At 42.2% G+C, this 26560-nt stretch carries 21 protein-coding genes, 1 pseudogene and 1 riboswitch; of the genes and pseudogenes, 16 read left to right on the top strand and 6 right to left on the bottom strand.

Annotated elements, in window-relative coordinates; translation table 11 throughout:
• The first annotated feature begins 12 nt into the window (after nt 1–12).
• The 6 genes from dapB to A3GS_RS0100090 all read left to right on the top strand — a co-directional run bounded on the left by dapB (nt 13) and on the right by A3GS_RS0100090 (nt 7873).
• Complete coding sequence (gene dapB, locus A3GS_RS0100115) at nt 13–780, top strand: 4-hydroxy-tetrahydrodipicolinate reductase (protein ID WP_018363396.1); 768 nt, start codon at nt 13–15, stop codon at nt 778–780.
• A complete protein-coding gene (locus A3GS_RS0100110) occupies nt 777–1982 on the top strand; it encodes a CCA tRNA nucleotidyltransferase (protein ID WP_018363395.1) in 1206 nt (401 codons plus the stop codon). Before dapB ends, A3GS_RS0100110 begins: the two co-directional genes overlap by 4 nt.
• A 65-nt stretch (nt 1983–2047) precedes the next feature.
• A complete protein-coding gene (locus tag A3GS_RS0100105) occupies nt 2048–3916 on the top strand; it encodes an ABC-F family ATP-binding cassette domain-containing protein (RefSeq protein ID WP_018363394.1) in 1869 nt (622 codons plus the stop codon).
• Between the two features lie 40 nt (nt 3917–3956).
• The gene (locus tag A3GS_RS11185; RefSeq protein ID WP_040807254.1) at nt 3957–4154 is read left to right on the top strand and encodes a KTSC domain-containing protein; all 198 of its coding nucleotides are present in this window, start codon (nt 3957–3959) and stop codon (nt 4152–4154) included.
• A gap of 200 nt (nt 4155–4354) precedes the next feature.
• Complete coding sequence (locus A3GS_RS0100095; protein ID WP_018363393.1) at nt 4355–6091, top strand: ABC transporter ATP-binding protein; 1737 nt, start codon at nt 4355–4357, stop codon at nt 6089–6091.
• Nucleotides 6092–6100: 9 nt separating this feature from the next.
• Complete coding sequence (locus tag A3GS_RS0100090) at nt 6101–7873, top strand: ABC transporter ATP-binding protein (RefSeq protein ID WP_018363392.1); 1773 nt, start codon at nt 6101–6103, stop codon at nt 7871–7873.
• Between the two features lie 363 nt (nt 7874–8236).
• Here A3GS_RS0100090 and A3GS_RS0100080 read toward each other — a convergent pair whose 3' ends face one another.
• Together A3GS_RS0100080 and A3GS_RS0100075 are read right to left on the bottom strand one after the other, a co-directional pair.
• Nucleotides 8237–8911, bottom strand: a complete 675-nt coding sequence (locus A3GS_RS0100080; protein WP_018363390.1) for a Crp/Fnr family transcriptional regulator — start codon at nt 8909–8911, stop codon at nt 8237–8239.
• A gap of 77 nt (nt 8912–8988) precedes the next feature.
• Entirely contained in the window at nt 8989–9864 is an 876-nt protein-coding gene (locus A3GS_RS0100075) for a LysR family transcriptional regulator (protein WP_018363389.1), read from the bottom strand.
• 103 nt (nt 9865–9967) lie between these two features.
• On the opposite strand from A3GS_RS0100075, the gene A3GS_RS0100070 reads away from it, so the two are divergent.
• The 6 genes from A3GS_RS0100070 to A3GS_RS0100045 all read left to right on the top strand — a co-directional run bounded on the left by A3GS_RS0100070 (nt 9968) and on the right by A3GS_RS0100045 (nt 16948).
• A complete protein-coding gene (locus A3GS_RS0100070) occupies nt 9968–10993 on the top strand; it encodes a YeiH family protein (protein WP_018363388.1) in 1026 nt (341 codons plus the stop codon).
• 287 nt (nt 10994–11280) lie between these two features.
• Nucleotides 11281–13059, top strand: coding sequence for an excinuclease ABC subunit UvrC (gene uvrC / locus A3GS_RS0100065; protein ID WP_018363387.1), 1779 nt, complete (start codon nt 11281–11283; stop codon nt 13057–13059).
• Between the two features lie 134 nt (nt 13060–13193).
• Entirely contained in the window at nt 13194–14282 is a 1089-nt protein-coding gene (locus A3GS_RS0100060) for an ABC transporter permease (protein WP_018363386.1), read from the top strand.
• Nucleotides 14282–14956 (top strand): ABC transporter ATP-binding protein, encoded by a 675-nt coding sequence (locus A3GS_RS0100055; RefSeq protein WP_026216195.1) that lies wholly within the window; start codon nt 14282–14284, stop codon nt 14954–14956. The genes A3GS_RS0100060 and A3GS_RS0100055 overlap by 1 nt, the downstream gene beginning before the upstream one ends.
• A 245-nt stretch (nt 14957–15201) precedes the next feature.
• The gene (locus A3GS_RS0100050; RefSeq protein ID WP_018363384.1) at nt 15202–15891 is read left to right on the top strand and encodes a response regulator transcription factor; all 690 of its coding nucleotides are present in this window, start codon (nt 15202–15204) and stop codon (nt 15889–15891) included.
• Complete coding sequence (locus A3GS_RS0100045) at nt 15884–16948, top strand: sensor histidine kinase (RefSeq protein ID WP_018363383.1); 1065 nt, start codon at nt 15884–15886, stop codon at nt 16946–16948. Before A3GS_RS0100050 ends, A3GS_RS0100045 begins: the two co-directional genes overlap by 8 nt.
• Before the next feature lie 179 nt (nt 16949–17127).
• Here the strand turns inward: A3GS_RS0100045 and A3GS_RS13150 are convergent, their stop codons facing one another.
• The 3 genes from A3GS_RS13150 to pdxR form a co-directional block, all read right to left on the bottom strand.
• Nucleotides 17128–17259 (bottom strand): hypothetical protein, encoded by a 132-nt coding sequence (locus A3GS_RS13150; RefSeq protein ID WP_018363382.1) that lies wholly within the window; start codon nt 17257–17259, stop codon nt 17128–17130.
• A 102-nt stretch (nt 17260–17361) separates the two neighbouring features.
• Nucleotides 17362–18690 carry an alanine/glycine:cation symporter family protein gene (locus tag A3GS_RS0100035; protein ID WP_018363381.1) on the bottom strand — a complete coding sequence of 443 codons (1329 nt, stop codon included), beginning with the start codon at nt 18688–18690 and terminating at the stop codon, nt 17362–17364.
• 102 nt (nt 18691–18792) lie between these two features.
• Nucleotides 18793–18898: riboswitch (glycine riboswitch) on the bottom strand.
• Between the two features lie 174 nt (nt 18899–19072).
• A complete protein-coding gene (gene pdxR, locus A3GS_RS0100030; RefSeq protein ID WP_018363380.1) occupies nt 19073–20485 on the bottom strand; it encodes a MocR-like pyridoxine biosynthesis transcription factor PdxR in 1413 nt (470 codons plus the stop codon).
• Between the two features lie 103 nt (nt 20486–20588).
• On the opposite strand from pdxR, the gene pdxS reads away from it, so the two are divergent.
• From pdxS to pcrA, 4 genes are all read left to right on the top strand, one after another.
• Entirely contained in the window at nt 20589–21464 is an 876-nt protein-coding gene (gene pdxS, locus A3GS_RS0100025; protein ID WP_018363379.1) for a pyridoxal 5'-phosphate synthase lyase subunit PdxS, read from the top strand.
• A 13-nt stretch (nt 21465–21477) separates the two neighbouring features.
• A complete protein-coding gene (pdxT, locus tag A3GS_RS0100020; protein WP_026216194.1) occupies nt 21478–22062 on the top strand; it encodes a pyridoxal 5'-phosphate synthase glutaminase subunit PdxT in 585 nt (194 codons plus the stop codon).
• Nucleotides 22063–22163: 101 nt separating this feature from the next.
• The gene (gene pabB, locus A3GS_RS0100015; protein ID WP_018363377.1) at nt 22164–23897 is read left to right on the top strand and encodes an aminodeoxychorismate synthase component I; all 1734 of its coding nucleotides are present in this window, start codon (nt 22164–22166) and stop codon (nt 23895–23897) included.
• Nucleotides 23898–23965: 68 nt separating this feature from the next.
• On the top strand, nt 23966–26293 hold the full coding sequence (gene pcrA / locus A3GS_RS0100010) for a DNA helicase PcrA (RefSeq protein WP_018363376.1): 2328 nt from the start codon (nt 23966–23968) through the stop codon (nt 26291–26293).
• A gap of 119 nt (nt 26294–26412) precedes the next feature.
• On the opposite strand, the pseudogene A3GS_RS11175 reads toward pcrA, so the two are convergent.
• Nucleotides 26413–26560 (bottom strand): annotated as a pseudogene (locus tag A3GS_RS11175) (IS200/IS605 family transposase); the annotation flags it as partial.

The raw sequence follows: 26560 nt of genomic DNA, 5'->3' as shown, positions 1-26560 counted from the left end.
AAAGGATAAACCATGAGTATTAAAGTAATTGTAGCAGGTTTCAAAGGAAGAATGGGGTCAACTGCGGTTGATATGGTAAAAGGTGATGCTGACTTGACTTTGGTGGCATTACTTGACCCATTTGCCACTGAAAAAGAAGTGGATGGCGTACCAGTCTTCACAGATAAGGCAGACTTGGTTGGATTTGATGCAGATGTCTGGGTGGACTTCACCACGCCAGCTGTGGCTTATGAAAATACCCGCTTTGCTTTGGAAAATGGCTTTGCGCCAGTGGTTGGGACAACAGGCTTCACACCAGAACAAATCAAAGAGTTGGTCGACCTATCGGTTGCTAAGAAATTAGGTGGATTGATAGCACCAAACTTTGCTATTGGTGCTATTTTACTCATGGAATTTGCGGCTAAAGCCAGCAAATATTTCCCAGATGTAGAAATCATTGAATTACACCATGATAAGAAGAAGGATGCACCATCTGGTACAGCCATTAAAACAGCTGAATTGATTAGTCAGGTTCGTGAGCCTAAGAAGCAGGGCGCAGCCGATGAGACAGAAAGTCTTACGGGTGCGCGTGGTGCCGAATTTGATGGTATGCGTATCCACAGCGTGCGTTTGCCAGGCTTGGTGGCTCACCAAGAAGTCATCTTTGGTGCACAAGGTGAAGGGTTGACGCTCCGCCATGATTCTTACGATCGTATCTCTTTCATGAGCGGTGTTAATTTAGGTATTAAAGAAGTTGTTAAGCGAGACAAGCTCGTTTATGGTTTGGAAAAATTACTATGAGATTAAAAAATCTGCCTTCTGAGTTTCAGGAGGCTTTACCAATATTAGAGAAAATAAAAACTGCGGGCTATGAGGCCTACTTTGTCGGAGGCAGTGTGCGTGATGCCCTTTTGAACCGTCCGATTCATGACGTGGATATTGCGACAAGCTCTTATCCTGAGGAGACCAAGCGCATCTTTCATCGGACTGTGGATGTCGGCATTGAACATGGGACTGTCTTAGTTTTGGAGAACGGCGGTGAGTACGAAGTGACGACTTTTCGGACGGAGGATGTCTATGTGGACTACCGTCGTCCCAAGTCGGTTTCTTTTGTGCGTTCGCTAGAAGAAGACCTCAAGCGTCGTGATTTTACGGTCAATGCCTTTGCCTTAGATGAAGAGGGGACTGTTATTGATAAATTTGGTGGCTTAGAAGATTTGAAGCACCACATTTTACGAGCGGTAGGTGTTGCGGCAGAGCGCTTCAACGAAGATGCCCTGCGCATCATGCGTGGTTTCCGTTTTGCAGCCAGCTTGGATTTTACAATTGAAGAAGAGACCTTTAAAGCCATGACGGAGCATGCACCCTTACTGGAGAAAATTTCGGTAGAGCGCTCTTTTATCGAGTTTGACAAATTGCTCATGGCACCCTTCTGGCGTAAGGGGCTGTCTGCCCTCATGACTAGTCAGGCTCAGGATTATCTACCTCACATGCGCCACTCTCATGGAAAATTGCAGAGCTTCTTAGATGATACAGAGCAAAGCTTCCGCTTTTCAACTTCTGAACAAGCTTGGGCACTGCTCATCATCAAACTGGGTCTGGATAATCCGCGCGCCTTTCTAAAGTCTTGGAAGACCTCCAGCCAATTTCAAAAAGATGTTGAGAAGATAGTGGCTATTTACTATTTCCGTCTGACTAATAACCTTGACAAGCCTGAACTCTATCGTTATGGCAAGTATCTGGTCAAGCAGGCGGAGGAGCTCCGCCAATCACAAGGGCTATCAGTTGATTTTACCCGCATTGATGAGCTGGATCAGGATCTGACTATTCATGACAAACACGATATTGTCGTCAATGGTGGCATGCTCATCAAGGAACTGGGTATGAAACCAGGCCCTGAGATGGGGGCTATTCTAAAAGCAGTTGAAGAAGCCATTGTGCTGGGTAACTTAGCTAACGACAAGGCAGCTATTTTTGAGTTTGTAGCTGAGCAAGCTGACTAGTTCATAGTATATAGAGCTGAGCTTAAGCCCAGCTCTGTTTACTGAAAAATGTAAGGAAGAAAAACATGTCTGATTTTATTGTTGAAAAGTTAACCAAGTCTGTTGGTGATAAGACGGTGTTCGAGGGTATTTCCTTCATCATTCATGACCTTGACCGCATCGGGATTATCGGGGTCAATGGGACAGGAAAGACCACGCTTCTGGATGTCCTCTCAGGCAGGCTTGGCTTTGATGGGGATGTATCGCCATTTTCTGCTAAGAATGATTACAAGATGGCTTATCTGACTCAGGAGCCTGATTTTGATGATGACAAGACGGTTTTGGATACGGTGCTGTCATCTGACCTGCGTGAGATGGTGCTGATTAAGGAATATGAAGCCCTCATGCTGGACTATTCGGAGGCTAATCAAGCTCTCCTTGAAAAGGTTATGGCTGAGATGGACAGTCTAGATGCTTGGACCATTGAGAGCGAAGTGAAGACTGTCCTGTCTAAGCTCGGGATTTCTGACCTGACTCAAAAGCTCGGCGATTTATCTGGGGGCTTGCGTCGTCGTGTGCAGTTAGCGCAGGTCTTGCTGGATGACGCTGATTTGTTGCTTCTGGACGAGCCGACCAACCACCTAGACATTGACACCATCGCTTGGCTGACTAATTTCCTCAAAAATGCCAAGAAGACGGTCATCTTCATCACCCATGATCGCTATTTTTTGGACAATATTGCGACGCGCATCTTTGAATTGAATAATGCCAGCTTGACCGAGTACCAAGGTAACTACCAAGATTATGTGCGTCTGCGCGCTGAACAAGACGAGCGCGACGCGGCTTCGCTTCATAAGAAAAAACAACTCTACAAGCAAGAACTAGCCTGGATGCGGACACAACCGCAGGCCAGAGCTACCAAACAGCAGGCTCGTATTAACCGATTTAATGACCTCAAGTCAGACTTGTCAGCTGCAACGGTGGCAGCTGAGCTTGAAATCAACTTTGAAACCAGTCGTATCGGAAAAAAGGTCATCCAGTTTGAAAATGTGGATTTCAGTTTTCCTGACAAGCCTATCCTGTCAGACTTTAGTTTGCTAGTACAAAACAAGGATAGGATTGGGATTGTCGGTGATAATGGTGTTGGTAAGTCAACTCTTCTCAATCTGATCAATGGCGACTTGCAGCCGATTACTGGGAAGCTGGCTATCGGTGAGACGGTGCGTATCGGTTATTTCTCTCAGCAAATCAAGGATATGGATGAGAACAAGCGGGTTATCAACTATCTGCAAGAGGTGGCTGATGAGGTCAAAACGACTGTTGGAACAACCAGTGTGACAGACTTGCTGGAGCAATTTCTTTTCCCACGATCGACCCATGGCACACAGATTGCCAAGTTATCTGGCGGTGAGAAGAAGCGGCTCTACCTGCTCAAAATCCTCATCGAAAAACCAAATGTCTTGCTTCTGGATGAGCCGACCAATGACCTTGACATTGCGACCTTGACTGTACTGGAAAACTTCCTGCAAGGTTTTGCTGGTCCTGTCATCACGGTCAGCCACGACCGCTATTTCCTCGACAAGGTGGCCAACAAGATTTTGGCTTTTGAAAATGGGGGTGTCCGTGAGTTCTTCGGCAACTACACCGATTATCTGGATCAAGTGGCCTTTGAGAAAGACAGCTCTGCCATTGCCCAAAAGAAAGAGACACCAAGGTCTGAGAAGGAAAAGGCTGAGCGTAAGCGCATGTCCTACTTTGAAAAGCAGGAGTGGGCGACAATCGAGGACGATATTGTTGCGCTTGAGGCCAAGATCGAGGACATTGAGGTAGCCATGCAGGAAAATGCCAGCAACTATGGCGAGCTAGCCAGTCTGCAAGGCGACTTGGATGCAGCAAATGACGAACTTCTTGAGAAATATGAACGCTATGAGTATTTGAGCGAGTTGGAGAGTTAGGCAAACCAAAGTCAAATGAGAAATAGCCAAGGAGACTACTATGAAAAGAAAACAGGTACAGGCGCGTCTGGTCAAGAGTGTGGGCTGGGAAGCTGAAGTGTTAGAAGTCGAATACCAAAACGGCGCCCTCTATCATTACTTTGATGTGCCAGAGGGAGTTTATATCAAATCTCTGCTAGAAAATATATCGATAAAAAAATCAGGCGCATCGGACAATCCCATACTTTTAAGAAAATGAATTAGGAAAAACGTCAGCTGTCCCCGCATTTGCTTTCCTGCAAAAATGATGGGACTAGCTGGGATAGCATCTTTAAACACCTAGAAAAACATATTTTCACATGAGGGCAAGTGGGGCTACCTAGTAGAGTTGAAAATCAGTCATATTACCTATCAACTACCAAAGTAAAATATCAAATTATAATAAATAAAGGAGTTTTTATGAGCTACATATGGTCTTATTTGAAAAAGTATCCCAAGTGGCTGGTCATGGACCTGCTGGGTGCTTTCTTGTTCGTCGTGGTCAATTTGGGCATGCCGACAGTCTTGGCACGCATGATTGACCAAGGCGTTACCAAGGGTGACCGCTCTGCTATTTTCTTTTGGGCGGGAATGATGCTTATCATTATACTGCTTGGAATTGTAGGACGGGTGACCCTATCTTATGCTTCTGGTTGCTTGACAACTACCATGATTCGCGACATGCGAAATAGCATGTACGACAAGTTGCAAGAGTATTCTCACCACGAATACGAGAAAATCGGTGTCTCCTCTTTGGTGACACGGATGACTAGTGACGCTTTTGTGCTCATGCAATTTGCAGAGCAGTCATTGCGGATGGGCTTGGTCACACCCATGATGATGATTTCTAGTGTGGTCATGATTCTCTTAACCAGTCCATCACTGGCTTGGATAGTTGCCGTAGCAGTGCCCTTTCTCATCTGGGTGGTGGCTTATGTAGCCATCAAGACCAAGCCATTGTCTGAGAAACAGCAGGCTACGCTGGATAAAATCAACCAATATGTTCGCGAGAACTTGACAGGTCTACGTGTTATACGTGCCTTTGCTCGAGAGGATTTCCAAGAAACGCGCTTTGATCGTAAGAATGATGACTATGCTCAAATTTCAAGCCGTTTATTCAAGCTGACAGGGATTACGGAGCCTCTCTTTGTACAGATTCTCATTGCTATGATTGTAGCCATTGTTGCTTTTGCCCTTGATCCGCTGGCCAAAGGTAGTCTGCGGATTGGTGACTTGGTGGCCTTTATTGAATACAGTTTCCATGCTCTCTTTTCTTTCCTTATGTTTGCTAATCTCTTTACCATGTATCCGCGTATGGCCGTTTCAAGTGCCCGTATCAAGGAAGTTATGGACATGCCGATTTCCATTGACCCTAATGAGAATGGTGTCACTGAAGGTAAGACAAAAGGTTACTTGGAATTCAACAATGTCACCTTTGCCTATCCTGGTGAAACGGAGAGCCCTGTCCTACACGACATCTCCTTTAAGGCTGAGCCTGGCCAGACCATTGCCTTTATTGGTTCGACTGGTTCAGGAAAGTCATCACTGGTCAATCTTATTCCACGTTTCTATGATGTCACCTTAGGTAAAATCTTGGTGGACGGAGTGGATGTCAGAGATTACAATCTCAAAGCCCTACGTCAGAAGATCGGTTTTATTCCACAAAAAGCTCTGCTATTTACCGGAACCATTGGAGAAAACCTAAAGTATGGTAAGGAAGATGCGACCTTAGAAGAATTGCACTCGGCAGCCGACATTGCCCAAGCTAAGGAATTTATCGAAAGTCGTGAGGAGAAATTTGATACCCATCTGGCTGAGGGTGGAAGCAACCTGTCAGGTGGTCAGAAGCAGCGTCTGTCCATCGCTCGTGCGGTGGTCAAGAAGCCTGACATCTACATCTTTGACGATTCCTTCTCAGCGCTGGATTATAAGACGGATGCTCAATTACGTGCTCGCCTCAAGGAAGTGACGGGAGACAGTACTGTCCTTATCGTGGCCCAACGCGTGGGGACTATCATGGATGCCGATCAAATTATCGTCCTTGATGAAGGTGAAATCGTTGGTCGTGGAAGACATGAAGAACTCATAAAGAGCAATGCCATTTATCGTGAGATTGCCCAATCTCAGCTCAAAAATCAGAGCTTAACAGAAGAATAGGAGGTAGAAATGAAAAATCAACATGTTTTCCTACGTATGTGGGCTTATCTCAAAAACTATAAAGGTTCGCTCTTTCTAGCCATTTTTCTCAAATGTTTGAGCGCCGTTATGAGTGTTTTGGAACCTTTTATCTTGGGGTTGATTATTACTGAACTAACGGCCAATCTGCTGGATATGGCAAGAGGTGTGGCTGGTGCTCACATTAATACAGGCTATGTCTTTAATATTTTGGTGCTCTACTTCATCCGTGGTTTTCTCTATGAAGTTGGTTCATACGGTTCCAACTATTTTATGACTAATACCGTGCAAAAATCTATCCGTGATCTGCGTCATGATTTGAGTGAGAAAATCAATCAGATTCCTGTTTCTTATTTTGACAAGCACCAGTTTGGTGATATGCTGGGACGTTTTACCAGCGATGTTGAGACAGTGTCTAATGCCCTGCAACAATCATTCTTGCAAATCATCAATGCTTTCCTAACCATCATATTGGTAATAGCCATGGTGCTCTACCTCAATCTACCTTTGGCTATGATTGTCATTATTTGCATACCGTTGACTTATTTCTCTGCCCAGTTCATCCTACGTAAGTCTCAGCCTTATTTCAAGAAACAGGCTGACGCACTAGGGGCTATGAATGGATTTGTTCAGGAAAATTTGACTGGTTTCAACGTTCTCAAACTTTACGGCCGTGAAGAAACTTCCGCAGCTGAATTTCGTGAGATTACGGAAAACCTGCGTTCAGTTGGTTTCAAGGCCAGTTTTATCTCTGGTATCATGATGCCTGTCCTCAATGCCATCTCTGATTCAGCTTACCTGCTAGTTGCACTCATCGGTGGCCTTCAAGTTATCTCAGGTGGTTTGACCATTGGTAACATGCAGGCTTTTGTGCAATACGTTTGGCAAATCAGTCAGCCTATTCAAACCATTACCCAGTTGGCTGGTATTTTGCAAAGTGCCAAGTCATCTCTTGATCGTATCTTTGAAGTCTTGGATGAAGAAGCAGAGATTAATCATGCAACAGAGAAGCTTGATCATGACTTGACTGGTCGCGTCAGCTTCCACGATGTTGATTTCCAATATGTGGCTGACAAACCGCTCATTCGCAATTTCAATCTGCAAGTCAATCCAGGTGAAATGGTGGCCATTGTTGGTCCAACAGGTGCTGGTAAGACGACTCTGATTAACCTGCTCATGCGTTTTTACGATGTGACATCAGGCTCTATCAAGGTAGATGGTCATGATATCCGTAACCTGTCTCGTCAGGAGTACCGCAGGCAATTTGGAATGGTTTTGCAGGATGCTTGGCTCTACGAAGGGACTATTAAGGAAAATCTGCGTTTTGGTAACTTAGCAGCCAGCGATGAAGAAATCGTTGAGGCGGCCAAGTCTGCCAATGTTGACCATTTCATCCGCACCCTGCCAGGCGGCTACAACATGGAAATGAATCAGGAATCTAACAATGTATCGCTTGGTCAGAAACAACTGCTGACCATTGCTCGCGCTCTTCTAGCAGATCCAAAAATCTTAATTTTAGACGAAGCGACATCATCTGTTGACACACGCTTGGAACTCTTGATTCAAAAGGCTATGTCAAAACTCATGGAAGGCCGCACTAGCTTTGTTATTGCTCACCGGCTCTCAACCATTCAAGAAGCGGATAAAATTCTTGTCCTCAAAGATGGCCAAATCATTGAGCAGGGGAATCATGACAGTTTGCTGGCTGATAAAGGCTTCTATTATGACCTTTACATGAGCCAGTTCAGTAAATCAGCAGACTAATCTTCTTTTTAGAATCAAATACAAAAATGCTTGGCACCTTCTTCAAAAGGTGTCAAGCGTTTTTGTGGGAAGATAGAAAAGAAGATTTCAGAGGTAGGAGAGAGGTGTCCAAATCCTTTATTGCGCCCTGATTATCTTTCCTAGAAATGATAAGTGATTTATGAAAAAATTAACCAAACCCTTGGTTGATAAAGTAGAATAATAGGCTGATGCAAAAAAGCATCCGCTAGAGGGATGCAGATCAGAAGTTTTTCCTTGGATAAAACTTCTAACTGACTGGCAACAATAGCCTTCAAACTGCCTGTATAGGAGAGAAGGACCATCATCCAGTGGCTAGATTTGCTTATCAGAAAATCTTGGCCATTAATAATCGATTTTCCGTTCTTCTGTGATGAGTTTGACCATTTTATCGCGGTCAAGGATAATGACCTGATGACCGATTTTGTCAATCATTTGCTCACCTTTCAGTGCCTTCATCATGCGAGCTACGGTCACCGAATGTACTCCCATATAATGAGCGATTTCGTTGTAGGTAAAGAAGGTGTCTAATACTAAATTTCCCTCGTCATCGCAGTCAACTTGGTCTAGAATAAAGCGACAAAGCTGCACTAAAGCAGGCTCGTTTTTACTGCTGTGGAAATGTTCCAGCAGGTAGGCGTTATTCTCGGTCAGAACACCGAGCACTAGATTAATCACACTAGGAAAGGCCAGTAATTCCTGAAATTGCTTGGCGGGAATACGATAGGCTGTGCAGGGTGTTTTGGCAATGATAGAGAAAGTTTTCTTGCCATAATAGTGCACCTGCACCTGTGACATTAGCGGAACGAAACCAACAAAGTGTAGGGGCTTGTAGTAGAGATAAGTCGTCTCCCGACCATCAAAGGAAATGGAGGACAAGGCGCAGATTCCAGATTCTAAAATATAGAAATCCTGACTAGCTTCTTCGGCGACAGAGCTGGTTAGAATGTCTCCTTTTTCAAAGGTTACCTTGCTGCCATGCTGGCATAACTCTTCAAGACTCATAATGGGTAATGACATGATTTCACTTCCTTTTTACCTAGATTAGTTCTGACATCTAGTTTACGCTAAAAAAGTCATGAAAGCAAGTTTTCAAATCAAGATGTGAAGAGGTCAAAAATTTCCTTGTATTGCTCTTGAAAATGGCTACCTTTACGCCAGATAAAGGTGAAGTCATGGTAAATAGGGTTTTCGTCTAATTTAAGCTGGACTAGGCTGCCCTGTCTGAGTTCCTCCTCAACCACACTTTGGTAGAGGAAGCTGATGCCCATATTATTTTTGACGAGGGCTTTGATGGTGTTGAGATTGCCAATTTCAGTAACTTGGTGAAAATCAGGGATAGTAAGGTTGGCCTCTTTAAGAGCGACCTGTAAAATATCACGGGTACCTGAGCCTTCTTCGCGGATAATAAGAGGCTGATTAAGCAAATCTTCAAAATGATAGCTAGCGCCATCCTTTACCAAAGGGGAGTCCGGTGAAGTTACCGCAATAAAGGCCTCTTTCTTGTAGCGTAAGGAGTCGTATTTTTCCTTGCTGAAAAAGCCTTCAATAATGGCGAAGTCAATGTGCCCGTTATCCATTTCTTGAAGGAGTCGTTCGGTATTGTCCACTAGCATTTTGATTTGGAGTTTGGGATGGTCTTTGAGGATGGACAGCAGAGCAGGTGTGATGACATACTCACCGATTGTCAAAGTTGCACCAAATTGCAAGGGTTGCCTTTTTTCCTTGATTCGATTTTTGAAATGCTGGACATCATTATTCATGGTAATAAGTAAGTCAAGTAAATCCTTGCCATCATCGGTCAGTTTGCATTGCTTGCCTTTAAAATGAAAAAGTTTGGTCTGGTATTCATTTTCTAAGTCTTTGATATGTTTTGTAACTGCTGGTTGAGTGATGTGGAGTTCTCTAGCTGCTTGCGTGAAATTTAAGGTCTGACAGACTTTGATAAAGGTAAAAATACGGTAATCTAGCATACAATAAAGCCTCCTATTAAGTGTATTTATTTTACCATAAGAAATCATAATTTTACATAATGGTTGATGCGTTTTATAATAGTCCTATAGAAAAGGAGAATATATGTTATCGGTAAATCAAAAAATCTCAGGCTTATGTTTGTGTTTGGCCATTGCAATACCAGCTTGGTATATAGGACAGCTTTTGCCCTTGATTGGTGCGCCAGTCTTTGCCATCTTAATTGGTATGATTGTTGGAATCTATCATACCAAGCGCGACAAGACGGCAGCAGGCATTGCCTTTACGTCCAAATATATTTTACAGCTGGCAGTTGTCTTTTTGGGTTTTGGTTTGAATTTGTCACAAGTTATGAAGGTTGGAGTATCTTCTCTACCAATCATCTTAGCAACGATTACGACCTCTCTAGTCGTTTCTTATGTTTTGCAAAAAGCCTTGAAGCTTGATGTTAACACGGCGACCTTAGTTGGAGTTGGGTCTTCCATTTGCGGTGGCTCAGCCATTGCAGCGACAGCTCCTGTTATTGAGGCCAAGGATGAAGAAGTTGTACAAGCGATTTCAGTCATCTTTCTTTTTAATATTCTAGCAGCCCTCATTTTTCCAACATTTGGGGATATGATCGGTCTATCAAATCATGGCTTTGCCCTTTTTGCAGGGACAGCGGTTAATGATACTTCCTCAGTGACGGCGACAGCAACGGCCTGGGACGCCATTCACCACAGCAATACGCTAGACGGAGCTACCATCGTTAAATTGACTAGAACATTGGCCATTATTCCGATCACTTTGGGCCTATCTTTCTATCGCATATATAAGGCATCCAAGTCTGGCAAACAAGGGCAATCAACCTTCAGCCTAAAAAAGTCATTTCCTATGTTTGTGCTCTATTTTCTTTTGGCTTCGGTCCTCACGACAGTTACCAGCTCAATGGGCATCAATACAGTGCTCTTTGATGACTTGAAGATTTTATCAAAATTCTTCATTGTCATGGCTATGGCAGCCATCGGACTTAACACCAATCTTGCCAAATTAGTTAAGTCAGGTGGTCAGGCAATTGGTCTGGGAGCAGCTTGTTGGATTGCGATTACAGCCGTCAGCCTACTGATGCAACATCTATTGGGAACTTGGTAAAGAAATGAGATGAGGTTAGAGCAAAAATATCTTGGCTTTTTATCTTAGCGAATTGACACTTTCAATAGCCTTGAAAAGAGAAAATGTAAGAAAATTAGTTTATATCTCTGAGAACTCACCCTCACCTAATCCTATTAGGATTGTACACCTATTCAAAAAGTCTGAAAAAAATATTACTTATTTGTAACCAGTGGTGGATAATTAGTTTACAAAAGCTGACTTTGGCTCGGGCCGGAGTCAGTTTTTGTACTGAGAATTTAGTCAGATTTTTTGCTATAATAGTCCCTATGAATGAACTGATTAAGCATAAACTAGAGTTGCTGCCAGACAGTCCTGGCTGCTATATTCACAAGGATAAAAATGGTACTATTATCTATGTTGGCAAGGCTAAAAACTTAAAAAATCGCGTGCGCAGCTATTTTCACGGTAGCCATAATACGAAGACCGAGCTTTTGGTGTCTGAAATCGAAGATTTCGAGTATATTGTGACGGGTTCCAATACTGAGGCTCTCCTACTTGAGATTAATCTCATTCAGGAAAATATGCCCAAGTACAATATCAAGCTTAAAGACGATAAATCTTACCCCTTCATCAAGATTACCAATGAGCTTTATCCTCGTCTGCTAATTACACGTCAAATAAAAAAAGACGGTGGACTTTACTTTGGTCCCTACCCTGACTCGGGTGCAGCGACAGAAATTAAGCGTCTGCTAGACCGCCTTTTCCCTTTCAAAAAATGTACCAATCCTGCTAATAAGGTCTGCTTTTACTATCATTTGGGGCAATGTAATGCCCATACTATATGCAAAACAGACCAGACCTACTGGGATGGTCTTCGTGAGGATGTCAAGAATTTCCTCAATGGTAAGGACGATAAGATTGTCAATGGCTTGCGTGACAAGATGATTAAGGCCTCGGAGCTTATGGAATTTGAACGGGCAGCTGAGTACCGCGACCTGATTGAAGCGGTTGGGCTTTTGCGCACCAAACAGCGTGTCATGAATCAGGACATGCAGGATCGAGACATCCTTGGTTACTATGTGGATAAAGGGTGGATGTGTGTTCAAGTTTTCTTTGTTAGACAAGGAAAACTTATCCAGCGTGATGTTAATATGTTTCCCTACTACAACGAAGCGGAAGAAGATTTCCTGACCTTCATCGGCCAATTTTATCAAGACAAGCGGCACTTTATTCCCAAGGAAATTTTTATTCCCAAAGACATTGACGAAAATTTAGTCAAAGCAGTGGTTGATACCAAAATTATCAAGCCGCAGCGCGGTGAAAAGAAGCAGCTAGTCAATTTGGCCATAAAAAATGCTCGAGTTAGTTTGCAGCAAAAATTTGATCTTGTTGAAAAGGACCTAAAAAAAACACATGGAGCTATCGAAAATATTGGTAATTTACTCAATATTCCTAAGCCAGTGCGCATTGAAGCCTTTGATAATTCCAATATTCAAGGAACCAGCCCTGTTGCGGCTATGGTTGTTTTTGTGGATGGCAAGCCAAGCAAGAAAGATTATCGAAAATTTAAAATTAAAACCGTCGTTGGCCCTGATGACTATGCTAGCATGCGTGAAGTAATCTATCGTCGCTATAGCCGTGTGTTAAAGGATGGCTTGACACCGCCTGACCTGATTATCATTGATGGGGGCCAAGGGCAGGTTAATGTGGCACGTGATGTCATTGAAAATAAATTGGGGCTTGATATTCCTATCGCTGGTTTGCAGAAAAATGACAAGCACCAAACCCATGAACTGCTTTTTGGCAATCCTCTGGAAGTGGTAGAACTGCCAAGAAATTCTCAAGAATTCTTCCTCCTACAGCGTATCCAAGATGAAGTGCACCGCTTTGCTATTACCTTTCACCGTCAGCTCCGCTCCAAAAACTCTTTCACTTCTAAGCTGGACGGCATAGCAGGACTTGGTCCAAAGCGTAAGCAGTTGCTTATGAAGCATTTCCGAAGTCTGCCCAACATCCAAAAAGCTAACATTGACGACATTGTTAATTGTGGTATTCCACGTGCTGTGGCCAAAGAAGTTAAAGAAAGGTTAGATAGTCTTCAATAAAAACAATGCAGTGTTTACTTAGACTGTTAATCAGAACATGTTGGCTGCTGAAACATTTTCTCATTTTCTGTAAAAAGGTCATATTAAGGTCATAAAGCTGTGCTATACTGCTTTGTGAATGGAGGAAATGTCATATGAAATATGCTTTTAAGGAAATATTGTTCTATAAGAAGAAATATTTCTTAGTAGAAGGTTTAGTTATTCTCATGATTTTTATGGTCATGTTCTTGTCTGGCTTGACTAATGGTCTTGGTCAAGCTGTTAGTTCGGGAATTGAGCGACTAGATACACAGTATTTTATCATCAACGAAGATGCTGAGGGGATCATTCCCTACTCAACCTTAACGGAGGCGCAGCAGGCGGACATTTTAGATTTAGATTTGTCTGATACTGAGGAGTTAAATATCCAACGTAGCACCTTGACGCTTCAAGGAGAAAAAGACAAGTTGGAAGTGACTTATTTTGTCCTCGGAAATGAAAGTACACTCTTGCCAAAATTAACCACTGGTAAATCATTTAGTAGCAAGTCTAATGGCATTGTTTTAGATGAGAGCTTTAAAGCAGATGGAGTTGAAGTTGGCGATAAGGTAAAAGATAAAAATGGCAAAACAAGTTTTGTTGTGACGGGATTTACCAAAGGTTATATGTATGGGCATAGTTCAGTTGGCTTTATCAGTCAAGCAAGTTATTCCTCTTTGGTTAAAGTCAGCAATCCCAATTATAGCTTCAGTCCACAGGTCATCATGAGCAAGGATAAGAGTTTAAAAACAGCTACTATCAGCAAGGCAGAGATTAAAACAAAATCAGAAATTATCAATAAAATTCCAGGGTACTCAGCGGAACAATCCACCCTACAAATGATTCTTTGGGTACTTGTTGTGGCTTCGGTAGCCATATTAGCAGTTTTCTTTTACATTATCACTTTAGAAAAGCGCCAGCAATTTGGCGTATTAAAGGCTATAGGTATGCCGATGTCAGCCATTGCAAGTCAGCAAATCAGTCAAGTTTTCTTACTTTCTTTAATCGGGGTCATTTTTGGAGATTTATTATCACTAGTGATGGCTAGGATCTTACCAGTTAAAATGCCGTTTTATCTACAGTGGCAAAATATGGGCATTATTTCACTGGTATTTGTAGTCGTTACCGTTTTGTCTAGTTTGGTATCGATTCATCGCGTTTCTCGTATTGATCCAGTTGAAATTATAAATGGAGGTGAAGAATGATGCCAGCAATTTTAGACTTAAAAGATATCCAAAAAAGCTTTCAAGATGGGGAAGAAAAACGCACTGTTTTAAATAACTTACAACTCGAAGTGGCAGCGGGAGAATTCGTAGCTATTTTGGGACCGTCGGGTTCGGGTAAAAGTACTCTACTATCTATCGCTGGGGTTCTCATGTCAGCAGATAAAGGGCATATTATTTTGGACGGTCAAGACATTAGTCAAGCAACACAAAAAATCTGGACCAGTATTCGTCGTGAAAAAATTGGTTTTGTTTTTCAAAGCCACCAGTTACTTCCTTACCTGACAGTTTATGACCAATTACTCATGGCAGCAAAGATGAGTCGGATCAAGAATTTGGATCAACGCATAAAAGAGTTGTTAGATGATTTAGGCATTAGTGACTGCGCTAAAAAATTTCCTAAACAATTATCTGGTGGTCAAAAACAAAGGGCTGCGATTGCTAGAGCTTTCTTGGCCAAGCCTGCCTTGATACTTGCTGATGAACCAACGGCTAGCTTGGATGAAGCACGAGGTCGCCAAATTGCTGAATTACTTCAAAAAGAGACCAAGGAAAATCACTCGGCTGCGATTATGGTTACTCATGATGAACGAATTTTGGATGTAGTTGACCACGTTTATCGACTTAGAGAGGGTCGGCTTTTTCAAGAAAAGTAATGTATGAACTCTTTTCTTATGATTTGATTGTTTAATCTCAGTCAGTATAGTCTTTTAGTTTTCTTTTAGTACTAGGCAACGAGCTGCAGGTAGTGCTGGAATACGGCAAGGCGAGTTCAAACAATCCAGTGGAGTGTTTGAAGTTGTAAATAAGGAAACGGAGTTTCCTCTTACGTCGAAGTAATAAAAGACAAACTAATTGACTATACTATTTTTGAAAACTTATAGGGTAGGAAGGAGATGCTTTGCTTCATATTTTGTTGGCAGAAGATGATCAGGTTCTTCAGCATTTACTGGCTACAGCCCTTCGTCAAGAGGGGTATCAGGTTAGCTTAGCTAATGATGGACAAGAGGCCTTGGATATTTTTGAACATGATTTTATTGATTTTTTAATTACAGATGTGATGATGCCCAAAGTGGATGGCTATGAGCTGATTGATAGCCTTAGATTGACCAGACCAGACTTGCCTATTTTAATCTTAACCGCTAAGGGTGGTTTGGAGGACAAGGAAAAGGGTTTCGGTTTTGGAGCAGATGACTATATGGTTAAGCCCATCCAGCTTAAAGAACTCATTTTGCGGGTGGAATCGCTTTGTAGAAGAGCTCGTCTTCAGACCAGTCAACGACTACAAATTGGAGCTTTGCTATTGGACCAAGAAGCTCTAACGGTTACGGATGGTGTCATAAGTACAAACTTTGCTCCAAAGGAGTTTCAAGTACTTTACAAATTGGTAGGGCATCCAAATAAAATTTTTACCCGACTAGATTTGCTTGATAGTATTTGGGGCATTGAAACTGACCATGATGAGCGGGTTGTTGATGCTTGCATTAAAAAGGTTCGGAAAAAAATTCTTCCCTACTCTCAAGTCTCCATCGAGACTGTTAGAGGATTAGGATACAAGGCTCTTGTCAGGGAGGAGAAGCTTGATGGTTAAAAAGCATTTTCGTTTGCCGCTGAGAACCTATTTCACTTTTTTGTTTTGTGTAGTTCTGTCTCTGTCCTGTCTTTTGTCAGTTGTCTTGGTTTTGGGTATTTATAGCCTTTTTTATAAGGATATACCAACCAAAGAGAGCTTATATGTGCTGTCTTTCTGCATTTGTCTGCTGACCTTTCTTTTTGGCGCCTTAAGCATGTGGTTTGGGGCTTACCATCTTACTAAACCAATCGTTGAACTTAATCAGGTGGTTAAGGCAGTGGCTCAGGGGGATTACAGTCATACGATTGTGCGTAAACAATCCCTCCGTAAAGATGCTGATTATCTTAATGAAATTGATGAACTAACTGAAAGTTTCAATAGTATGACCAGTACCTTGAGTCGAACGGACAGGATGCAAAAAGACTTTGTCAGCAATGTTTCCCACGAATTCAAAACTCCGTTGGCCTCACTAGTCAGTATTGCAGAATTGTTAGAAAATGGCGCGCTGAGCGAGGAGGAAGAAAAGACTTTACTCACTTTGCTAAAATCAGAGAGCCTACGTCTGTCCAATCTATCCACTACCCTACTAGACTTGTCCCGCTTGGATTATTTGGACAAGATGCCTCTAAATGAGATTGTTCGGATAGATGAACAGATACGTCATGCTCTCATTTTAATTACCGAAAAATGGGCGGAAAAAGAGATTGATCTGACCTTCGACGCCCCAGCTACTAGTATCAGAACAAATGCTGACTGGTTGATGATGATTTGGATAAATCTTATCGAAAATGCGGTCAAGTATAGTAGTGATAGAGTACATTTGGAAATTTGCCTTCGGGATAGGGGAAATTTCGTAGAAGTTGTCATTTCAGACGATGGCATTGGCATGTCTAAAGAGGAACTAGAACATATCTTTGATCCCTTCTATCAGGCAGATGATTCGCGTCACATTTCAGGAAATGGCCTTGGTTTGGCTCTGGTCAAGCGTATTTTGACACTCATGGAAGCTGACATTACCTACCAAAGCCAAAAAGGACAGGGAACCCAGGTTAAACTCTCTCTACCAAAAAAATAGCTCATGGATTAATTCTTTTAAAACGTTTTGAGATAAAATCCCTGGAAAGATCTATTTTTATTGACGGATCTTCTTTCTATTTTGAGAAGATGAAAAAATCCTCCCCTTTACCATAGCTAGTTTCCCCACAGGATCACTTGATGACAACCATGAAGTCCATCATTGTCATACCATCCTATTCAGGTGTAAATTAGACTATCATTCTTGATGTCCAAAGTCTCCACGATGACCTTATTGGGCTTCCCTGTCTTTTTCATTTCGATAGAGGCTAACTTAGTTTCTACCAAATAGGCTTTTTTTGGCCATAACAAAACACTCCTGTTTCTAGTTTACTAGATTTTCAACAGGAGTGTTTTTCTTGTGACTTATTTCAGAGGACTAGTGCCTCCTTAAATCTTTCTTTTCCTATTAACTTAATTTTTTGCAAAGTAGCGCTTGGTTTCTTTGATGATAATCGGTGAAAGTGCCAGCAAGGCAACCAAGTTTGGCAGTGCCATCAGTCCATTAACGATGTCAGCGATAATCCAGATGAGTTCTAATTTGAGAAAACCACCGAGAGCAACCATGATGACGAAAATAAGACGGTAGAGCTTGATGAACTTTGTACCAAAGAGGAATTCAAAACAGCGTTCGCCGTAGTAAGACCATCCCAAAATGGTTGTAAAGGCAAAGAGGACAAGACAGAATGTGAGGGCAAGAGCACCAGGTGTACCAAAAAGTGAAGAGAAGGCAGCTTGTGTCAGCGGTGCACCTTCCAGACCTTGTACGGTCCACTTGCCTGTTACAATGATAGATAAACCAGTCAAGGTACAGATAATAATGGTATCAATAAAAGTACCCGTCATTGATATAAGACCTTGTTCAACAGGTTCTTCTGTTTTGGCAGCAGCGGCGGCGATTGGCGCAGACCCTAAACCAGATTCGTTTGAGAAGACACCACGTGCAATCCCTTTTTGAATAGCATCTTTGACTACAGCCCCTGCGAAACCACCAACGGCAGCTGTACCTGTGAAGGCACCAGAGAAGATTTGACCAAAGGCTGGAATGATGTGGTTAGCATTCACGAAGATAACAGTAAGAGTAGCGATGATGTAGATAATTGCCATGAATGGCACAACTTTTTCAGAAACTTTAGAGATGGATTGAATACCACCGAAGATGATGATAGCCACGATTACTGCAATGACAAGACTGACAATTTTTGGAGACCAATTGAAGCTGTTTTCCAGTGAAGAAGTGATCGAGTTGACCTGAGAGAAGGTACCAATTCCGAGGAAGGCTACCAAGATACCTGCGATGGCAAAGAAGATTGCGAGTGGTTTCCATTTTTGCCCCATACCATTGACGATATAGTACATTGGACCGCCTGAAATTTCACCATTGTCATCTTTGGTACGGTATTTGATAGCAAGAAGGCCTTCAGCGTATTTGGTTGCCATCCCAAAGAAAGCAGCTATCCACATCCAGAATAGCGCCCCAGGCCCACCAGCCTTGATAGCCGTTGCAACTCCAACGATATTACCAGTACCGACAGTAGCGGCCAGGGCAGTTGCCAAAGCTGCAAAACTAGAAATATCTCCAGACCCCTTATCATCCGCAAAGATGAGTTTGAAGGCTTTGGGCAATTTTAAAACTTGCAGTAAGCCTAGTCGGATAGTCAGGTAAATCCCTGTACCAACCAAGAGGATAAGCAGCGGTGCCCCCCAGACGATATTGTCCAGAGCAGTGAAAAATTGTAACATGTAAAAAATCCCTTCATGTCGAACAATGTTAAAAGAAAAAGAAGTTATCTGAGATAACTTCTTTAAGAGGGATAAGCTTTGTCTGTTCAAAAAAGTGACAAGTCCTTACCTTCTGTCCTTTTGCCTGAGAGTTTGAGTGTTTTCACCTTGCCCCTTCGGCGCCAGTATCTGAAAAATGCTTTTCAGTGGTCTCTCCAGAAGCCCGTCAGTCAATCAGTCCTGTCTCATAGACACCTGAGAGCGTAACTCCTTCGGCGAAAGAACCTCTTTCTTCTCCTGATTAACATCATTCGGTTTAATATTTAATTACTCTTACTATGCTAAAGTAAAAAACGAACTTTGTCAATATATTTCTAAAAATAGTTTGTGAAATATAAGTATTTTAATCCTTCTTGATGCAAATTTCCGTTAAAATAGTAATGATTCGGTCAATTTCCTGATCGCTGATGTTGGTAAAATTAATAATGAAGGAATGACTTGCCTCTTTTTTGTCTGCGTGGTAAAAGTAAGAAAGTGGTTTGATAGTCAGCCCATGATTCTCTGCTCTTTGACAAATTTCCTCATCGCTCAACTCGAGGTGGAGGCTTAAGATGAAATGCAGACCCGCATCTTCATTGTGGATAGTAATGATAGAAGCCAGAGGACTCTGCATCAACTTATTGATGAACTTGTCACGCTTACGCTGATAAAACAGGCGCATACGGTTGAGGTGTTTTTCAAAGTAACCTTCTTTAATAAAACTTGCCAGCGTGTATTGCTCTAAATTGGAAACTGTATTAGAGTAAAAGGTTAGTTTTGTCTGAAATTTCGGTAAGAGCTGGGCTGGTAAAACCATGTAGCTGATTCGTAGGGTTGGGACCAGACTTTTACTAAATGTATTAATGTAGATGACCTTGCCAGAACTATCAATCTCTTGCAGGCTAGGTAAAGGCCTACTGCCAAAACGAAACTCGCTGTCAAAGTCATCTTCAATGATGAAACGATTGTCGTCTTGACTAGCCCAGGAGAGCAGTTCATAGCGTTTATTAATGGGCAAAACCGCACCTGTAGGAAATTGGTGGGACGGTGAGATATGAACGATGTCTGCTTGACTGTTTTTGAGCGCCGTTAAGGAAATGCCATTAGCTTCCATAGGAAGATAATCAAGTCTTACCTCAAATTGTTCATAAATCCTAGCGATTTTGCTGTAGCCAGGATTTTCAATGGCGATACGTTTATCGGTTCCAAAAAATTGGAGAAGCAGCGTATAGAGGTAGTCCGTCCCAGCTCCGATGACAATTTGTTGAGGGTCAACAATCATGCCACGATAGTCACTGAGATGCTGGGAAATAGCTAGGCGTAGATCCCAAATGCCTTGACTTGGTGCAGATTGGACCAGTTCGTTTTGATAATCATTGAGAACGCGGCGAACCAGTTTGGACCAGGTGGAAAAAGGAAAAGTCTCTGGATTAATCCGATTTTGACTGAGATTAATTTTATTGGACTTTTCAACTGACCTTAATTCTTGATTAGGAACTAACCTTATGACCTGTTGAGGAAGGTCTTGTTTTAGTTGGATTTTAGAGACGAAAAAGCCTCGTTTGGGCTTACTGTAGATAAATCCTTCAGCTTTTAGCTGTTGATAGCTATTTTCAACGGTGACAATAGAGATGCCCAAATGTTTAGCTAACTGCCGCTTGGAAGGCAACTTGGAATGAGCAGCCAGTTGGCCTTGTAGAATATCGGATTTAATGGCTTGATAGAGTTGCTCATAAAGCGGCTCTTTATGATGCGTATCAAGAGAATATGTGAGCATAGAATTATCACCTGACCTTATGAAAAAGTTATAAAATGATTATTGTTATCATGTCAGAATTTATTATAATAAAAGTCATCAAAAAAGTAAATGAGGTAATACAATGACAAATCAACGTTATCAACTCAACAAACAATTGGCTCAAATGTTAAAAGGTGGTGTTATCATGGATGTCACAACACCAGAGCAGGCAAAAATTGCTGAAGAAGCTGGTGCTTGTGCGGTTATGGCTCTAGAGCGAATTCCAGCGGACATTCGTGCAGCGGGCGGTGTCTCACGAATGAGTGATCCTGCTATGATTAAAGGTATTCAAGATGCAGTCTCTATTCCAGTCATGGCTAAGGTACGTATTGGTCATCTCGTTGAAGCTCAGATTTTACAGGCTATTGAGATAGATTATATTGATGAAAGTGAAGTCTTATCGCCAGCAGATGATAGCTTGCATATCAATAAACGCCATTTTCAAGTACCTTTTGTCTGCGGTGCTAAAAATCTGGGAGAAGCCTTGCGACGTATTGAAGAAGGTGCTAGCATGATCCGTTCTAAGGGGGAGCCTGGGACAGGCGATGTGGTGCAGGCGGTTCGTCACCTTCGTCAACTTAATCATGACATCGCTAAGATTCAAGCTCTAAGTGAGGATGAGCTCTATCACGCTGCTAAAGAATTACAAGTTTCTTATGAGTTGATCAAGGAAGTGCATGGCTCGGGAAGACTGCCAGTAGTGCTTTTTGCAGCTGGAGGTGTTGCAACTCCTGCAGATGCCGCTCTCATGATGCAACTGGGAGCAGAGGGCGTTTTTGTTGGATCTGGTATTTTTAAATCAGGTAACCCGACTAAAAGAGCGCGTGCTATTGTTCAAGCAGTGACCAATTATCAAGACCCAGTTTTGCTAGCTCAGCTATCAGAGAATTTAGGAGAAGCTATGGTTGGTATTAACGAAAATGAAATTTCCCTTTTAATGGCAGAACGTGGAAACTAAGGAGCAACAGATGATTAGTATTGGAATACTAGCTCTGCAAGGAGCTTTTGCTGAACATGCTCAAAAACTAAATAGGCTTGGTGTCGATCCCTTTTACATTCGACAGTTATCAGATCTAGATAATGAATATCATGGGCTGATACTTCCAGGAGGCGAATCAACTGTTCAAGGAAAGTTATTGAAGGATTTGCATTTATTTAATCCTCTTAAGTCTAAAATTGAAGCTGGTTTACCTGTTTTAGGAACTTGTGCTGGCTTGATTTTACTAGCAGAGAAACTGGTTGAGGATGAAACGGTTCATTTTGGAACGCTGCCAGTAACTGTCCAACGCAATGCTTATGGGCGACAGTTAGGGTCTTTTGAAAGACAAGCTCATATGGCCCATCTGGGTGAGGTTCCAATGACCTTCATTCGGGCACCTTATGTCTCAGCTATTGGAAAAGGAGTTGACATTTTGGCACAAGTTGATGGACGAGTGGTAGCTGTTCAATATCAAAATCAGTTAGGCTTAGCCTTTCACCCAGAGTTAACAGACTCGGATGTAGTTCATGACTATTTTATTGAACTTTGCCATCAATATAAAGATAAAGCGAGCTAAAGAAGCTTGTTAATTTTGTCAGAATAACCTAAAATAGGTAATGGATAATACTATTTTAAAGCAGAACAATGGTCTGCTTTAGTACCTATGGGGAGAGCGCGATGTCACATGAGCAGACGATTATTGATTTTAAAGGCTTAGGCCAACGTTATTTGTTTAAGGAGCCCATTACTGAGTTGGTTGCTGAGCATTTATCAGAAGTTGCCAGTGTTTTAGACAAATGTCAAAGCTATCAACAAGAAGGCTATTATGTGGTCGGCTATGTTTCCTATGAGGCTGCTTCAGCTTTTGATGAGGGTCTTGCGGTTCATCAAAAAAGACTAGGTGGTGAGTACCTAGCGTATTTTACAGTTCATGATAAGGTGGAGAAAGCAGATTTTCCTAGTCAGTCTTCCTTACCTACACCGCCTAGAGATTGGAAGAAAAGAGTTGACCAAACGACTTATGAGGCAGCAATTGCCAGAATTCATCAGGAAATCAGGCAGGGGAATACTTACCAAGTTAATTATACCGTGCAGTTGGATCAGGAGTTGGATATGGACTTGCTGCAGGTTTATAATCATTTGGTTTTGGCACAAGATGCTGGCTATAATGCTTATATTGCCCATGATAATTTTGCAGTCTTGAGTGTGAGTCCAGAGCTTTTCTTTGAGACAGATGGCAACCTTCTTCGGACACGACCGATGAAAGGAACCATTAATCGTGGTCAGTATCTTGAGGAAGACTATTATAATAAAAATTGGCTAGCTCAAGATTCTAAAAATCGTGCTGAAAATATGATGATTGTTGACCTTCTGCGCAATGATATGGGGAAGGTCTGCCAAATCGGATCTGTTCAGGTGGAGCAGCTTTGTCATGTTGAAGCCTATTCAACTGTTTGGCAGATGACATCCTCTATCACGGGATATTTAAAAGATGAAGCTGATGATTTACTTTCTCTTTTCCGTGCTCTCTTTCCTTGTGGTTCAATTACAGGTGCTCCTAAGCAATCCACTATGGAAATCATCAATGACTTGGAGCCTGAACCACGTGGAGTCTATTGTGGGACGATTGGTGTTCTCCTGCCTGATGGTAGGCGGATTTTCAATGTAGCCATCCGAAGCCTACAAGTTACTAGTAAGGAAGCTATTTATGGTGTTGGTGGTGGCATCACTTGGGACTCCAAGTGGCGTGATGAATATGAGGAAGTGGATCAAAAATCTGCTGTCCTCTATCGACAAATTGAAACATTTGATCTCATCACAACAGCAAAAATTGAAAATGGACAGATGACTTTTTATCATGAACATCTAAGTCGTTTGAGGAAGGCGGCTGGGTATTTTGCATATCCCTTTGATGAGAACTTATTAAAATCAAAAATTAATCAGTGTTTATCAGATAGTGACGCATCAAAAGTCTATCGATTACGTATTAGCCTATCTAAAAGTGGCAAATTTTCTCTTTCTCAAAAGCTGTTGACTCCTTTACCATCTTCTTATCTGACTCTTAAAATAGCAGAGCAGGAAGACAGTAATCACTCTTTAGCTTTTAGATATTTTAAAACCAGCCAGCGTAGTCATGTGACTGTTCGAAATGAAGATGCTATCTTTCTCAATAAAAAGGGTCAGGTGTTGGAAAGCAGTATTGCTAATATTATTATCGAAAAAGATGGGCAATGGTTGACACCAGCTGCTAAGTTGGGGCTTTTAAATGGCGTTTATCGGCAACATCTTCTTGATCAAGGAAAAGTCAAGGAAAGTGTGCTTAATCTGGAAGATTTGAAAAATGCGGATAAAATTTACGCCTGCAATGCTGTTCGAGGAATGTATCAAATTCATCTAAAAGTGGATCAATAATTTCTTTTTAGTGGCAAACATGATATAATTTTAAGGCTAGTTTGACTATAAACTGAAAGGAAGAAATGATGAATCCTTTATTGAACGGAATGAATGATAAACAAGCAGAAGCGGTACAAACAACGGAAGGACCGCTTTTGATTATGGCGGGTGCTGGATCGGGTAAGACACGAGTGCTGACTCATCGCATTGCCTATTTGATTGATGAAAAATTTGTCAATCCTTGGAATATTTTAGCCATTACCTTTACCAATAAGGCGGCGCGGGAAATGCGTGAGCGAGCCATGGCGCTGAATCCTGCTACTCAGGAGACTTTGATTGCTACCTTCCATAGTATGTGTGTTCGTATTTTGCGACGCGAAGCTGATCACATTGGCTACAATCGTAATTTCACTATTGTAGATCCAGGTGAGCAGCGCACGCTGATGAAACGTATTCTCAAGAACCTTAATCTAGATCCAAAGAAATGGAATGAGCGTTCTATTCTGGGCACCATTTCCAATGCTAAAAATGACTTGCTAGATGAGGTGGCGTATGAGCATCAAGCGGGTGACATGTATACTCAGATTGTCGCTAAGTGCTACAAAGCCTACCAAGAAGAACTGCGTCGTTCAGAGGCTATGGACTTTGATGATTTGATTATGCTGACCTTGCGTCTTTTTGATCAAAATCCAGATGTTTTAGCCTATTATCAGCAGCGCTACCAGTACATTCACGTGGATGAGTACCAAGATACTAACCATGCTCAGTATCAGTTAGTGAAACTTTTGGCGTCACGTTTTAAAAATATTTGCGTTGTTGGGGATGCCGATCAGTCTATCTATGGCTGGCGTGGAGCTGATATGCAAAATATCCTTGATTTTGAGAAGGATTACCCTCAAGCAAAGGTTGTTTTGCTGGAGGAAAATTATCGTTCAACCAAGAAGATCCTAGCGGCAGCCAATGATGTGATTAACAACAACCGTAACCGTCGTCCCAAGAAGCTTTGGACGCAAAATGCTGATGGTGAACAGATTGTTTATTACCGGGCTCACGATGAACATGATGAAGCGGTTTTCGTTGCTTCAACTATTGACAATATTGTCCGTGAAACGGGTAAAAATTTTAAAGATTTTGCAGTGCTCTACCGCACTAATGCTCAGTCACGTACTATTGAAGAAGCCTTGCTCAAGTCTAATATCCCTTATACCATGGTTGGCGGCACTAAGTTCTACAGCCGTAAGGAAATCCGTGACGTTATCTCTTATCTGAACGTCATTGCTAATACGGCAGACAATATTTCCTATGAGCGTATCGTCAATGAACCCAAACGTGGTGTTGGACCGGGAACTCTTGAGAAAATTCGTAACTTTGCCCAGCTGCAAGATATGAGCCTACTAGATGCCTCAGCCAATATTATGCTTTCACCTGTTAAAGGAAAAGCTGCGCAGGCTGTTTGGGATTTTGCTAATTTGGTGCTCAATTTACGGGATGATTTAGACAAGATGACCGTGACGGAATTGGTTGAAGCAGTGCTGGACAAGTCTGGTTACTTGGAAGCTTTGCAAGTTCAAAATACACTTGAAAGTCAGGCACGTATTGAAAATATCGAAGAATTCTTGTCTGTTACCAAAAACTTTGATGAGAATAATAACGACGGTCCAGCAGATGAAACCGGTCTTGAAAAACTGGGGCGTTTCCTTAATGACTTAGCCTTGATTGCTGATACGGATGATGGTGATGTGGAGACGGCAGAAGTTACGCTTATGACCCTGCATGCGGCTAAGGGACTGGAATTTCCAGTGGTCTTCCTGATTGGTATGGAAGAAGGCATCTTTCCATTATCACGCGCTTCAGAAGATCAGGATGAGTTGGAAGAAGAGCGTCGTTTGGCCTACGTCGGTATTACCCGTGCAGAGGAGATTCTCTTCTTGACCAATGCAAATAGTCGAGTTCTTTATGGTAAAACGAGTTACAACCGTCCAACTCGTTTCTTGCGAGAAATTTCCGATGACCTCTTGCAGTACCAGGGATTGGCACGCCCAGTGACATCCTCATTTGGTGTGAAATACAGTAAGGACGAACCTATGCAGTTTGGTCAAGGCATGAGTTTGCAACAGGCTCTGCAAGACAGAAAGACACAAGCTCATTCAAAACGAGCAAGTAGTTTAGCTCAGCCATTTCCAAAACCTTCAGTAGCAGTACCTTTTGGCCAATCGACTAAGGCAGAGCAAGGAGCAGTGGACTGGCAAATCGGCGACATCGCCCATCATCGTAAATGGGGAGATGGCACAGTTCTGGAAGTGTCAGGCTCAGGCAAGACACAGGAACTCAAAATTAACTTTCCAGAAGTTGGTCTCAAAAAATTATTGGCCAGCGTGGCACCTATTGAGAAAAAGTCAAAACCACCCGTGTAAACGGGTGGCTTGTACACCGGCTATAAGCCGTTAAACTCCAGCGGCGTCTAAAGACGCTCGCTGAACATACGTTCAGGTTATGCTTTGATTACTTGACTAATGCCCGTAACAACGGGCTTTTATCGTGTTCTAAAGCCTCCATCCGAGAATGGATCTTCATATTCTTTTACACTTAATTTATCGAGTGCGATGTCGTCTTTCTCTTGCTCACGTATGTATTTCGCAACAGTTTTCTCGTTTAATCCAACCGTACTGACGTAGTATCCC

The sequence above is a fragment of the Streptococcus caballi DSM 19004 genome, from assembly GCF_000379985.1.
Lineage (GTDB): Bacteria > Bacillota > Bacilli > Lactobacillales > Streptococcaceae > Streptococcus > Streptococcus caballi.
Note: the sequence above shows the minus strand (reverse complement) of the source record. Positions and strands in the feature narration are given on the sequence as shown.